Here is a 13815-nt window from a genome sequence, read left to right as displayed (position 1 = left end):
CACGTCGGCGTTCAGTCGAGTAGCACCTGCAAGAGGAACCACTGATGAAATCGAACACGCTCAAGCACGGTTTCTTGTTGCTGTCCCTGGCCATGGGCAGCGTTCAGGCAGCACCGGACATGGTAGTGGTGGGTTACGGCGGAGCCGGTCAGAAAGCCCAGGATGTGGCGTTTTTCCAGCCGTTCAGCGCAGCGGATCACAGCAAGCTGATCCAGAGCGAATACAACGGTGAGATGGCCCGTATCAAAGTGATGGTCGACACTGGCAACGCCGATTGGGACGTCGTGCAGATTGAAGGCCCGGACCTGATGCGCGGTTGCGACGAAGGTATGTACGAAAAACTCGACTGGAAAACCCTTGGGCGCGCCGAGCAGTTGATTCCCGAGGCGGCGCAGGCGTGCGGTTCGGCTGCGCTGGTGTGGAGCGTGGCGATTGCCTACGACACGCAGAAATTGGCGCAGGCCCCGACCTCGTGGGCCGACTTCTGGGATGTGCAGAAAATCCCCGGCAAACGTGGGCTGCGCAAACGCGCGGTGTACAACCTGGAATTTGCCTTGCTGGCCGACGGCGTGAAGGTCGAGGACGTGTATTCGGTGTTGAACACGCCGCAAGGTGTCGACCGCGCCTTCGCCAAACTCACCGAACTCAAGCCCTACATCCAGTGGTGGGAAGCCGGCGCGCAACCGGCGCAATGGCTGACGGCCGGGGATGTGGTGATGACCTCCACTTACAGCGGGCGGGTGGCGGCTGCTGCGCAAAATGGCAGCCACCTCGGGCTGGTCTGGCCGGGCAGCCTTTATGGCATGGATTATTGGGCAATCATCAAGGGCTCCAAACACGTCGATCAGGCCAAGCGCTTTATTGCCTTCGCCAATCAGCCAGATGCGCAGGTCAAGTACGTCGAGCAGATCCCCTATGGCCCGACCAATACCGAAGCCGCCGCCAGACTGGACGCCAAGCTCGCGCAATGGGTGCCCACTGCGCCGCAAAACCTCAAGGGCGCATTGTCGATGGACGTGGCGTTCTGGGTCGATCACGGCGAAGAACTTGAAGAGCGCTTCAACGCCTGGGCCAGCAAGTAGGCGCAAACGGCTGGACGTTTGAAAGCGTCCAGCCTTACTGTCTTGCGCAGTCGATTAGCCTGGAGAACCAAAACAATGAACGAGATCGCTACCCCTCTGCGCAGCGCCACGGAACAAAAGCTGCGAGAAGAGCTGGCCGCCTGTTACCGATTGATTGCGCACTTTCGCATGACTGATCTGATCTTCACCCATATCTCGGTGCGAATTCCGGGGCCTGAGCATCACTTCCTGATCAATCCATACGGGCTGATGTTCGATGAAATCACCGCGTCCAATCTGGTGAAGATCGGTCTTGATGGCCGGGCCGTCGAATCGTCGCCGTACCCGGTGAATCCCGCAGGGTTTGTGATTCACAGCGCCATTCACGGTGCGCGTGAAGATGCGCAGTGCGTGCTGCACACCCACACCAAGTCCGGTTGTGCCGTCGCTGCATTGAAATGCGGATTGTTGCCCGTGAACCAGATTTCCATGGAGTTCTACGGGCGGGTTGCTTACCACGACTATGAAGGCGTGGCGCTGGACATGAGCGAGCAGCAACGTCTGGTACAAGACCTTGGCGACAAACCGGTGCTGATGCTGCGCAACCACGGTTTGCTGACTGTCGGAGAGACCGTGAGCCAGGCGTTTTTGCGCATGTATTATCTGGAGAAATCCTGCGAAATCCAGCTCGCCGCGCAAGCCGCCGGTGAGTTGGTATTGCCGCCCGCCGAGGTGTGCGAACACACCGAGCGTCAATTCAACGACCCCGGCCGTCCGCTGGACGAAGGCGAGTTGAACGACCCGGGCGCCATGCAACTGGCCTGGGCGGCGCTGTTGCGATTGCTGGATCGGGTCGCGCCGGGTTATCGGGATTGACTGCTGGAGACTTGCCACACTCTTGCTGTACAGTCGTTCAGCCCGGGCGCTTTACCGCCGCGTCCCTAACGATTGATCCACAGAGAGTATCGCGCATGAGTCAGGAAGCCCGTTTTTCCCGCATGGAGCCGGAGTTGCGCAAGGCCAACCTGATCGAAGCGACGCTGGTGTGCCTCAAGCGTCATGGTTTTCAGGGCGCTTCAATCCGCAAGATTTCTGCCGAGGCCGGGGTTTCGGTCGGGCTGATCAGCCACCACTATTCCGGCAAGGATGAACTGGTCGCCGAGGCCTATCGAGCGATTACGGGGCGGGTAATGAGCCTGTTGCGCGACGCGATGGAACAGGCTGCGCCGACGGCCCGCGAACGATTGTCAGCGTTTTTTCGCGGTTCGTTTTCCGCCGAGTTGCTCGACCCGCAACTGATCGACGCCTGGCTGGCATTCTGGGGCGCGGTGCGCACGGCCGAGTCGATCAACCTCGCGCACGAACATTCCTACGGCGAGTACCGTGGGATCTTGCGCAAGGTGCTGACCGAGTTGGCGCAGGAAGAGGGCTGGGAAAACTTTGACGCCGACCTGGCCGCCATCAGCCTCAGTGCATTGCTCGACGGCTTGTGGCTGGAGTCGGGCCTCAACCCCGGCACCTTTACCCCGGAGCAAGGCATCCAGATTTGCGAAGCCTGGGTCGATGGATTGCAGGCCGGCGGTCGTCAACGGTTTTGCGTCCAGACGACGGGCTGTTGATCACTCGTTCAGCTGTCGCTACTCTCTGGCGCCAAGGCAACAAAACACTCTAATAAGAAACACGCCTTCGGGCATTTGCGGGACACCTAGCGATGACTCCTCGGGTACTGATCGTCGATGACGATCCGCTGATTCGCGAACTGCTGCACGCCTACCTGTCCCAGGAAGGTTACGAAGTGCATTGCGCCGCCACGGCCGAGCTGGCCGACACTTTCCTGGCGAGCCAGACCGTCGATCTGGTGATGCTCGATATCCGCCTGCCGGGCAAGGACGGCCTGACCCTGACCCGGGAGCTGCGAGTGCGTTCCGAGGTCGGGATCATTCTGATCACCGGGCGCAACGACGAAATTGATCGCATCGTTGGCCTGGAATGCGGCGCCGATGACTACGTGATCAAACCGCTCAATCCTCGCGAACTGGTGTCCCGGGCGAAAAACCTGATCCGCCGGGTTCGCCACGCGCAGACACCGCAAGCGGTTGCAGCCATTGCCAAGCCCGTCAAACAATTCGCCGACTGGGCGCTGGACACGGACCGCCGCCGTCTCATCGACGCCACGGGCAGCGAAACCCTGCTGACCCACGGCGAGTATCAGTTGCTCAGCGTGTTCCTGCGCAACAGCGGGCACACCTTGAGCCGCGATCAACTGATGGACCAGATCCGCAATCGCGAATGGGTGCCCAACGATCGCTCCATCGACGTGCTGGTCGGTCGCTTGCGGCGCAAGTTGCACGATGACCCGGCCGAGCCGCAACTGATCATCACCATCCATGGCGCCGGGTATCTGTTCACCGCCAGCGTGGCGGCCTGAGTCTGATGTGGCAGGTGTTTGCGCTGTTGCTGGCGCTGGTCGCCAACAGCACGATGGCCGCCGAGAACATTCGCTACTGCGACTATCCGGTGTACCCACCGATTTCCTGGAGCGACGGCAAACAAGTGCGTGGCCTGGCTCCAAGCGTGGTGAAAAACCTCTTCGGACGTTTGGGCTATGACGTCGAAATAGTCGTGCTGGGCAACTGGAAACGTTGCCTGCTCGACGTCGCCGAAGGCCGGGTCGATGTGGCCCTGGCCTACAGCACCGCGCAACGGGAACAGAGCATGATTTTTTCGACGGTGCCTGTGCTGCGCGAAGAAGTCGCGCTGTTCATCAACCGTCAGCACCCGGTGAAATTTGATCGTCTGCAAGACCTGGCCAATTACCGGGGCGGGTTGTTGTTCGGAGAAAGTTACGGCGTCGAATTCGACCGCCTCGTCGCCCAGCAGCAGAACATCGAATGGGTTTCGGACAGCCGCCAGAACTTCGGCAAACTGATTCGTGGGCGCATCGATTTCATCACTTCGGAACGGCGCACCGGTCAGTTGTACGTCGAAAACCTGCCGGGCGCGCAAGACATTGTCGCGTTGCCCAACGCCTTGAGCGTCGATTACCTGCGGGTTGCGGTTTCGCGCAAATCCCCGCTCGCCAGTCGCATGCCGGAGATCGACGCGCAATTGCAACGCATGGTCAGCAGCGGGGAGGTCGAGCGCTTGCTCAACGAAAGCGAAGTCACCTACCGCGACATGATCAACCTGCCGGTCAATTCCAAATGATCCGCGCCCGGCCCGGTGGACTGTTGCGGCGTCTGCTGCTGTTCATTCTGTTGTTCAGCCTGTGCTTCACCGTGCTGGCGAGCACCGTGCAGTTGTACTTCGAATACCGCCGCGAGATGCGTGACATCGACTCGCGCATGGAGCTGATCCGCGCCGGTTATCTGGCCAGCCTGGAGCGCAGTCTCTGGGACTTGAACCAGGAACAATTGAATGTGCAATTGCGCGGTCTGGTGGACTTTTCCGACGTGGCGCGGGTGCACCTGAGCAGCCCCGATTTCGATCTGCTGCAAGGCAACGCCGACCCGGTCGGGCCGCTGCGCATCGAGCGTTTCGAGCTGGACTATCAACCGCCGTCCGGGCCTTTGCGGCATCTGGGGCAATTGGAGGTCAGCACCGATCTGGGCGCCGTGCATCAGCGTTTGTACGCCACTGGTTTGACCAGCCTGCTGTGGATGAGCGTGTTTCTGTGCGGTTTGGCGGTGGCGCTGTCGGGGTTGTTTTACCGCTTGGTCACGCGGCACCTGCAAGTCATGGCCGAATTCGCCCGGCGCATCGCTGCCGGTGACTGGCTCGAGCCCTTGCATCTGGACAAGCGCCGCAGCGCGAACGAAGACGAAATCGACACCGTGGCCCATGCCCTGGACGACATGCGTCGGGCGATCCTCAGTGACATTGAGCGACGGGAAACCGATCGACTGGCCTTGCAGAACAACCGCGATGAGTTGCTGCGAATGGTCGAACGGCGCACCGCCAGCCTGATGCGCGCCAAGGACGAAGCCGAGGCCGCCAACCTCGCCAAGTCGCGGTTCCTGGCGACCATGAGCCACGAATTGCGCACACCGCTCAACGGCATTCTTGGCATGGCCCAATTGCTGCGCGGCGCGAATCTGGATGAGCGTGACGGCAAACGTCTGGATGCGCTGTACAAGGCCGGCGAAGGGTTGTTGTCGATACTCAATGAGGTGTTGTATTTCGCTCGACTGGAGGAGGGCGTCAGTCACCCGGAACCGGTGAATTTCTCGCTCAGGCATTTGCTCGACGAGGTGCTGACGCTGCTCGAGCCGCGCGCGCTGAGCAACGATACGACGCTGCACTGCCGAGTTGAGCCGCGTGTCGCTGACAGGCATCACGGTGCCGAGCAATTCCTGCGTCAGGTGCTGAGCAATTTGCTGGCTAACGCGATCAAGTTCACCGAAGGCGGCGAGGTTCGCGTCGATGTGGCGTTGCTGACGTCTCTCCCCGGGCAGACCGGGCAGCGGCTGCGATTGAGCGTGACGGACAACGGCATCGGCATTGCTGAGGCGGTGCAGGAAAAGATTTTCGAGCGCTTCACCCAGGCCAGTGAAGAGGTCGCGCAACGCTTTGGCGGAACCGGTCTCGGGTTGGCCATCAGCAAGCATCTGGTGGAGCAGCTGGGCGGGCAGATCGGTGTTGAAAGTGAGGTCGGGCAGGGCAGTTGTTTTTGGTTCGAGGTGACGCTGCAACCGGGCATCGCCGATTTGGCCGACGTGGCGATCCACAGTAAGCCCGATCACGCGCTCAATGTTCTGGTTGTTGAAGACGTGGCTCTGAACCGTGAAGTGGTCAGCGGTTTGTTGCAAGGGGACGGGCATCGGGTCTGGCTTGCAGAGGAGGGCGAACAGGCGCTGATGCACTGCGCTGCGCAGACCTTCGATTTGATTTTGCTCGATGTGCATCTGCCGGGCATCAGCGGTGTCGAGTTGTGCAAACGGATTCGCAACACCGAGGGGCCGAATCGTCACTGCCGCATTTTCGCCCTGACCGCCAGCGTGCAGCCGGCATTGGTACGCGGATATCTGGATGCCGGGATGGATGGCATCCTCGCCAAACCCCTGAAGCTCGACAATTTGCGCCAGGCCTTGGCCGGACAAGCGCTTTTGCCTGCGCCGCAAAGGGCGGATGAGGTGATGGACTGGCCGTTGCTGGACACGCATCGCACCTTGCTCGGCGAACAAAAACTTCAGGGCTTGCTGGCAGTGTTGCGCGACGCGATCACGCAGCATCGCGATGCACTCAAGGAAGCGATCGAGGCCGACGATTGCACCGAAGTCGCTCACCTTGCCCATCGCCTGGCCGGCAGCAGCGACTCATTGGGTTTTCGGGCATTGGCCAATGTGCTGCGTGCCTTGGAAGAGGCTGCGCGGATCAACGATGAGTTGGCCGTGCGGGCATTGGCGACGCAGGTTCAGGTGCATTTGCAGCGTTCGCAACAGACGCTGGCCGAGCTGCTGCACACCTGACGTACAAGTTCGTTACGACTTTTTACAACTTCGATCTTTACGGTTAACCGGACCTTACATGGTCTTCCAATAATCGACGCAACCGCCACCGCGCGGTCTTCGAAGCTTATTGGAGATAATAATAATGAACTGCCGTAAAGCTGATCCTTCTTTTTGCCTTTCGCACCTTGCTGAATATTGAGGTGCGGATATGAACGAATCTACCGAACGTAAAGGCATCCAACTGACCCGCGCCCTCAAGAGCCGGCACATTTTCATGTTGTCGCTGGGCGGCGTGATCGGCACCGGGCTGTTCATGGGCTCCGGCGTGACGATCAACCAGGGAGGACCGGTGGGGGCGATTCTGGCCTACCTGGTCGCCGGCTTCCTGATGTACCTGGTGATGGTGTGCCTGGGCGAATTGTCCGTGCAGATGCCGGTCTCCGGTTCGTTTCAAACCCACGCCACCAAATTCATCGGGCCAGCCACCGGTTTCATGATCGGTTGGGTGTACTGGATGAGTTGGGCGACCACCGTAGGGCTGGAGTTCACGGCGGCCGGCATGCTGATGGTGCGCTGGTTTCCGGCAGTGCCGATCTGGTACTGGTCGGCGTTGTTCGTGGTGGTGCTGTTCGGCCTGAATGCGTTGGCGACGCGCGCTTTCGGTGAGGCAGAATACTGGTTCTCCGGGATCAAGGTCGCGGCGATTCTCGGTTTCATCGTGGTCGGTGTGCTGGTGATTTTTGGCGCGATCCCGCTGACCAGTGGCGCACCGGCGCCAATGATGACCAACCTGATCGGCGACTCACTGTTCCCCAACGGCCTGTCGGCGGTGTTCGCGGTGATGATGACCGTGGTCTATGCCTTTCAGGGTTGCGAGATCATGGGCGTGGCCGCCGGCGAAACCGATCAGCCGGAAAAAAGCATCCCGCGCGCGGTGCGCAATGTGGTGTTTCGCGTATTGATTTTCTATGTGCTGGCGATCGTGGTGCTGTCGGCGATTGTGCCGTGGCAGCAGGCCGGGTTGATGGAAAGTCCGTTCGTGCAGGTGTTCGACATGGTCGGCATTCCCTATGCCGCCGACCTGATGAACTTTGTGATTCTCACGGCGATTCTTTCCGTCGGTAACTCGGGCCTGTATGCCTCTACGCGGATTTTGTGGGCGATGTCGAAGACGGGTATGGCGCCAAAAAGCCTGTCTCCGCTGAGCAAGCGCGGGGTGCCGCTGCGGGCGCTAAGCATCACGTTGTGTTTTGCGTTGGTGTCGTTGATGACCAGTTTTGTTGCGGCAGACACGCTGTTCATGGTGCTGATGGCGGTGAGCGGGATGTCGGGCACGGTGACCTGGATTGTGATTGCGCTGGCGCAGTACAAATTCCGCAAGGCTTATCTGCGTGATGGCGGCAAGCTCAGCGATCTGAAATACCGCGCGCCGTGGTTTCCGCTGTTGCCCCTGACGTGCATTGCGTTGTGCTGTTCGTTGTTTGTGTTTTTGGCGCTGGATGAGACGCAGCGGCCTTCGTTGTATTGGGGGTTTGGGTTTATTGCGCTGTGTTATGGGGCGTATTTCCTGATTCATCGCAAGCGTGGGGTGGTTTTGGCGCCGAGAGCTGTTTGATTGATTGATTGATTGATTGATTGTGTGTACATCCGTTTGATCATTCCCACGCTCCGCGTGGGAATGTATTTGGTGACGCTCCGCATCACACGCGGTGGCGAATTCTGGACAGGATAGTGGCTAGTTAGTAGCATCCGCGGCATACGGATTTTCTACTGCGCGTCGATTGACGTGGGCCTATCAAGGAATCGAAATGCACAACTTCACTCATGGCGATAAGCGCGTTGTTTTCACTGTCTTGAGCGGTGAAGTAGTGGGCAGCGAGAAGCTCAGTGAGACGCGTGTGACGACCACGGGTGGCGTTCCTGTAAACGGTAAAGACGGGGATCTGACGCCCGTTCGTGTGAGTTCGGTGTCGATCATCAATCATGAGTTCTGGGTCAAAACCGCGGACGGCGTCGAGCACGATGTGAAGTTGCGTGGCGTGGATGTTCCATTGCGCACCGGTCAGGATATCTCGTTGATCAGCGCCGTGAAAAAAGACGGTTCTCCTCTGCACGCGATCCTGCTGAACCACTCGGCGTCCAAGCGCTGGGTACTGCGCGACGCGAGTGCGTTGAATACCGAGCTGGAATTGACGCCCTTCAACTGGAAGACCGTGCTGATCGTGTCTGGCTTGTGTGTTGCCGGTGTTGCCACCGCCGGACTCGGCCTTCTGGCGGCCGGCGGTTACCTTTGCTACGCGTTGTATCAAGGTTCCCAGCGCAAGAAACTGCTGATCAGCGACCTGAACGCCTACCTCGAGAAGCTGGACACCCTGGTCGCCAGTCGCGGCCGGGCGCCAAGCCCTGTTCAAGCTGAAAGCCTGGTCGAGGCCGAACTCTCCTTCGAACTCGACAGCCCCGCACCCGCGCAAAGCGCTGCCGAACCTGAAAGCCCTGCGCTCAACAGCGACAGCGTGCGCAGGGCGCTATCGCGCAAGCTCTGAAAGACATGTCCTGAGATCCTCTGTGCAAAACACAAGTTTTGCATCGACCGTGGAACGCAGAGCGTCCCTGGCGGCATTCCCACGCAGAGCGTGGGAACGATCCCATTCTTGCCCTTGCCCTTGCCCTTGCCCTTGCCCTTGCCCTTGCAGTTGCTTCGGCTTTTGATCTTGATCTGTCTGCCCCTTTCCCAGAGGCCGAACGCAGGCATTGCGTAGGGGGCCCCGCGGCATGGATGCCGCGGTAGCCGCCCCCGGAGCAATGCCGGAGAGAGGGCATGCCGAGCCTAGGCGAGGCACCGAATGGAGGGGCAAGACTTTTTGGTTACTTTTGAGGCGTACCGCGTTTGTCAAAAGTGACTCGCTGTAAAAGCGAAACCGCCAGCCGCCGTTACCGCAGAAACGGATATGCCCCCAATCCAATCCCAATCCCAATCCCTTGTCCCCAGTTGTTCAAAGTTGTAACAGCCCCATTCCTATAACGCCCCTCATAAAGAATAAACCGTTTAAAACCAATAACTTAAATTGAATTTAAGGTTGTTACAGCCAAGTCGACCACGGATTGCCGCCTTGCTGAACACTCGTTTAGTATGGCCTCAAGTCGCATCACCTCATGCCAAACACAATAATTCGAGGATTCGCATGACTACTCACTCCTCTCTGCTCAGCCAAGTCGAAGCCGGCGTGGCCTGGATCACCCTCAATCGCACCGCCCAGCGCAACGCGCTGGACATCCCGACCCTGAAAAACCTGCACGCCTTGCTCGACCAGTTCAACACCGATCCAGCCGTTCGAGTCGTCGTACTCACCGGCAGCGGCCGCAGCTTCTGCGCCGGCGCCGACCTCGCCGAATGGGCCGAAGCCGAAGCCCGTGGCGCCCTCGAAACTTACGGCTGGACCGAAACCGCCCACGCGCTGATGGGCCGTTTGTACAGCCTGGAAAAACCCACCATCGCCGCCATCAACGGCACCGCCGTCGGCGCCGGCATGGACCTGACACTCTGCTGCGACCTGCGCATCGCCGCGCAATCGGCGCGATTCAAGGCCGGCTACACCAGCATGGCCTACTCGCCGGACGCCGGAGCCAGTTGGCACCTGCCACGCCTGATCGGCACCGAACAAGCCAAACGCCTGCTGTTTCTCGACGAGTTGTGGGGCGCCGACCGCGCCTTGGCGGCCGGCCTCGTTGGCGAAGTCTGCGCCGATGAGCAACTGCTCGAAGTGACGACTGAACTGGCAGCGCGCTTGGCCAGCGGTCCGACATTCGCCTTCGCCCAGACCAAAAAACTCATGCGCGAAGGTGCCCAGCGCAGCCTGCCGGAGCAACTGCAAGCAGAGCTTGCCGCCGGTCTGCTCTGCGGTCGCAGCGAGGACGGCGCCGAAGCCTTGCGCGCCTCCATCGAAAAACGCCCGGCGAAGTTTGCCGGCAAATAAGCTCGCCGCTCCCCAACCCGTGAACGAACAACAGGTAGCCCCATGAATTTCCAACTGACCCAAGAACAAGAAATGTTGGTGGACGCGGTACGCAGCTTTGTCGCCAAGGAACTGCTGCCGCATGAGGAAGCGGTCGACCGCGCCGACGAAGTCTCTCCGGAGCTGGCTGCGCAGATTCGCGGCAAGGCCATCGCCGCCGGTTTCTATGCGTTCAACATGCCGGAAGAAGTGGGCGGTGGTGGTCTGGATTATGTGTCCCAGGCGCTGATCGAACGTGAGCTGTCGAAGGTGTCATGGGCGCTGCATGTTTTCGTTGCGCGGCCGTCGAAAATCCTCATGGCCTGCACCGGCGATCAGATCAAGGACTACCTGTTGCCGTGCATCCAGGGCGAGAAAATCGATTGCTTCGCGCTGACCGAGCCGGGCGCCGGTTCCGATGCCAACGCGATCAAGACCCGCGCCGTGCGCGACGGTGATGATTTCGTGCTCAATGGCAGCAAACACTTCATCAGCCACGCCGGGCACGCCGATTTCGCCATCGTGTTCGCCGTCACCGACACCTACGAACACAACGGCAAACAGCGCAACGCCGTGACCTCGTTCCTGGTCGATCGCGACACGCCGGGCATGACCATTCGCCGGGGGCCCAAGTGCGTGAGCAACCGTGGTTACCACACCTTTGAAATGTTCTTCGATGACTGCCGCGTGCCGGCCAACAAAGTGTTGGGCGAAGTCGGCAAGGGCTGGGACGTGGCCAACGCCTGGCTCACCGCCGGGCGCGTAATGGTCGCCGCCAACTGTGTCGGCCAGGCGCAACGTGCACTCGACGTGTCGCTGCAATGGGCGGCGGATCGCAAGCAATTCGGTCAGCCAATCGGCACCTATCAGGGCATCTCGTTCAAGCTCGCCGACATGGTCACGCAGATTCGCGCCGCTGAACTGCTGACTCTGCACACCGCCTGGAAAATGGACCAGGGCAGCATGACCGATGGCGAGGCCGGCATGGCCAAGCTGTTCGCCAGTGAAGTGCTCGGCAAGGTCGCCGATGAGGCGGTGCAGATCTTTGGCGGCATGGGCCTGATGGATGAATGCCCGGTGGAACGCATCTGGCGTAACGCGAGGATCGAGCGGGTCTGGGAAGGCACGTCGGAGATCCAGCGCCACATCATTTCCCGTGAATTGCTGCGGCCGCTGTTGCGCTGACCGGTCTGGAGATTACCCATGTCGCAGATGATTCGTGACAACCTCAAGCGCCTGCTCGCGCCGCGCCACCTGGCGTTTGTCGGTGGCCGCAGCATGGCCCGTGCGCTCAAACGCTGCGCCGAAGGCGGCTACCTCGGGCAGATGTGGCTGGTCAATCCGCAGCACGACAACCTTGAAGGCGTGCCGTGCGTGCGTAGCATCGCCGAACTGCCGTGCGGCCCGGACGCGGTATTCATCGCGACCAACCGCGAGCTGACCCTGACCTGCGTCGCCGAACTGGCCGCGAAAAGCGCGGGCGGAGCGATTTGCTACGCCTCAGGATTCGCTGAAACCGGCGCCGAAGGCCAGGCCTTGCAGCAGCAGTTGCTCAACGCCGCCGGTCACATGGCGCTGCTCGGTCCCAACTGCTACGGCCTGCTCGACTACCTGCACAGCGCCGCGTTGTGGCCGGTGGCCCATGGCGGCAAAGCGGTGGAGAAGGGCGTCGCGGTGCTGACCCAGAGCGGCAACTTCGCCTACAACCTGTCGATGAGCGACCGCTCCTTGCCGGTGGCCTACATGGCGTCGGTCGGCAACCAGGCGCAACTGGGCATCGCCGAATTGATGGACGTGCTGCTCGATGAGCCACGCGTCACCGCCATCGGCTTGCACCTTGAAGGTTTGAAGAATGTTCCAGGTTTCGCCCGCGCCGCACACAAGGCGCTGGAAAAGGGCATCCCGATCATCGCCCTGAAAACCGGCGTGTCGCAGATCGGTGCCGAGCTGGCGCTCAGTCACACCAGTTCGCTGTCGGGTTCGGACGCGCTGTACGACAGTCTGTTTGCGCGTCTGGGCGTGATCCGCGTCAGCGGCCCGGTGAGCTTTGTCGAAACCCTGAAAGCGGCAGCGTGCGGCAAGCTACCGTCGGGCAACAGCCTGATCGCGCTGGCCTGTTCCGGCGGTGACGCCGGGCTGATTGCCGACTATGCCGAACGCAACGAACTGAGCTTGCCCAAACTCGACGAAGGCCAGCGTGAAGAGCTCGCGCAGGTGCTGCCAAGCTACGCCAACCTGGTCAATCCGCTGGATTTCACCACCGCGATCTGGGGCGACGGCGAGGCCCTGAACCGCATGCTCGACAGCGCCCTGCGCACGGAAGCGGATGCGGCGATGCTGGTGCTCGATTACCCGTCGGAATACACCGGCGAACGCAAGGAATGCGACCTGCTGCTGGAGCTTTACTGCGCCGCCCTGGTCCGTCACGGCAAGACCGGTTTTGTCACCTCGGCGTTCCCGGAACTGCTGCCGGCCCACGCTCGCGAACGCTTGCATGCCCAAGGCGTGGCGGCGCTGCAAGGTGTCGAAGACGGCTTGGCCGCGTGGGGCCGGATTGCCGGCTATCAGCGCAATCGCCAGGCGTTGCTGGCTCTCGGTGAATCAGCGCTGGTGCCACATTGTCCACAAGCGTTGGCCGGCGAAGGTCGTTTGCTCAACGAGTGGGATTCGAAAACAGCGTTGCGCGCTTTTGGCCTGCCCACGCCCAACGGCGTGTTGAGCACGCCGGACAAGGCATTGGCCGACGCTAACGCCTTGGGGTATCCATTGGTGCTCAAAGCGGTGAGTGCGCAACTGCCGCACAAAACCGAAGCCGGCGCCGTGGCGTTGAATCTCAAAGATGAAGCGGCCCTGAGCGCGGCGCTGACAACAATGCGCGCCAGCATTGCCGCGTACGCGCCAAAGGTGCCGTTCGATCAGGTCCTGCTGGAGCCGATGGCGACACCGCCCTTGGCTGAATTGATTGTCGGCATCAAACGCGAAAACGACTTCGGCCTGGCGCTGGTAATCGGAACGGGCGGGATTCTGGTGGAGTTGCTCAAGGACAGTCGCAGCCTGCTGTTGCCGACCACCGACGGTGCCATTCGCAATGCCGTTTCGAGCCTGCGCAGTGCGGCGTTACTGCAAGGTTTTCGCGGGCGCGAAAGGGCGGATCTGGACGCGTTGGTCACGGCGATCCGCGCGGTGGCCGATTACGCCTGCGAGAACGCCGCGCAATTACTGGAACTCGATGTGAACCCATTGTTGGTCGGTGCCCATGGCACGACTGCGGTCGATGCGTTGATTCGCCTCGGCCACGAGTGAGGAAGTGAA

The 13815-nt window shown here is 60.7% G+C and carries 11 protein-coding genes; all 11 read left to right on the top strand.

Annotated features, from left to right (window positions below):
• Window positions 1-44: 44 nt before the first annotated feature.
• Window positions 45-1082 (top strand): ABC transporter substrate-binding protein, encoded by a 1038-nt coding sequence (locus tag HNR03_RS05510; RefSeq protein ID WP_259151460.1) that lies wholly within the window; start codon window positions 45-47, stop codon window positions 1080-1082.
• Between the two features lie 75 nt (window positions 1083-1157).
• Window positions 1158-1937, top strand: a complete 780-nt coding sequence (locus HNR03_RS05505; RefSeq protein WP_259151458.1) for a class II aldolase/adducin family protein — start codon at window positions 1158-1160, stop codon at window positions 1935-1937.
• Between the two features lie 95 nt (window positions 1938-2032).
• Window positions 2033-2680 (top strand): TetR family transcriptional regulator C-terminal domain-containing protein, encoded by a 648-nt coding sequence (locus HNR03_RS05500; protein WP_259151457.1) that lies wholly within the window; start codon window positions 2033-2035, stop codon window positions 2678-2680.
• 92 nt (window positions 2681-2772) lie between these two features.
• Window positions 2773-3489: a response regulator gene (locus HNR03_RS05495; protein WP_222590165.1), complete on the top strand. Its 717-nt coding sequence runs from the start codon at window positions 2773-2775 to the stop codon at window positions 3487-3489.
• Window positions 3490-3494: 5 nt separating this feature from the next.
• Window positions 3495-4268: an ABC transporter substrate-binding protein gene (locus HNR03_RS05490; protein ID WP_259151456.1), complete on the top strand. Its 774-nt coding sequence runs from the start codon at window positions 3495-3497 to the stop codon at window positions 4266-4268.
• Window positions 4265-6529: an ATP-binding protein gene (locus tag HNR03_RS05485; RefSeq protein WP_259151455.1), complete on the top strand. Its 2265-nt coding sequence runs from the start codon at window positions 4265-4267 to the stop codon at window positions 6527-6529. The genes HNR03_RS05490 and HNR03_RS05485 overlap by 4 nt, the downstream gene beginning before the upstream one ends.
• 190 nt (window positions 6530-6719) lie before the next feature.
• Window positions 6720-8126: an amino acid permease gene (locus HNR03_RS05480; RefSeq protein ID WP_259151454.1), complete on the top strand. Its 1407-nt coding sequence runs from the start codon at window positions 6720-6722 to the stop codon at window positions 8124-8126.
• A gap of 193 nt (window positions 8127-8319) precedes the next feature.
• Window positions 8320-9054, top strand: coding sequence for a hypothetical protein (locus HNR03_RS05475; protein ID WP_259151453.1), 735 nt, complete (start codon window positions 8320-8322; stop codon window positions 9052-9054).
• 639 nt (window positions 9055-9693) lie between these two features.
• On the top strand, window positions 9694-10485 hold the full coding sequence (locus HNR03_RS05470; RefSeq protein ID WP_259151452.1) for an enoyl-CoA hydratase/isomerase family protein: 792 nt from the start codon (window positions 9694-9696) through the stop codon (window positions 10483-10485).
• A 42-nt stretch (window positions 10486-10527) separates the two neighbouring features.
• On the top strand, window positions 10528-11688 hold the full coding sequence (locus HNR03_RS05465; RefSeq protein ID WP_090181263.1) for an acyl-CoA dehydrogenase family protein: 1161 nt from the start codon (window positions 10528-10530) through the stop codon (window positions 11686-11688).
• 27 nt (window positions 11689-11715) lie between these two features.
• On the top strand, window positions 11716-13806 hold the full coding sequence (locus HNR03_RS05460; protein ID WP_259152085.1) for an acetate--CoA ligase family protein: 2091 nt from the start codon (window positions 11716-11718) through the stop codon (window positions 13804-13806).
• The last annotated feature ends 9 nt before the right edge of the window (window positions 13807-13815 follow it).

Source organism: Pseudomonas sp. JAI111 (genome assembly GCF_024809425.1).
Taxonomy (GTDB): domain Bacteria; phylum Pseudomonadota; class Gammaproteobacteria; order Pseudomonadales; family Pseudomonadaceae; genus Aquipseudomonas.
This window is presented reverse-complemented; position numbering and strand designations above follow the sequence as displayed.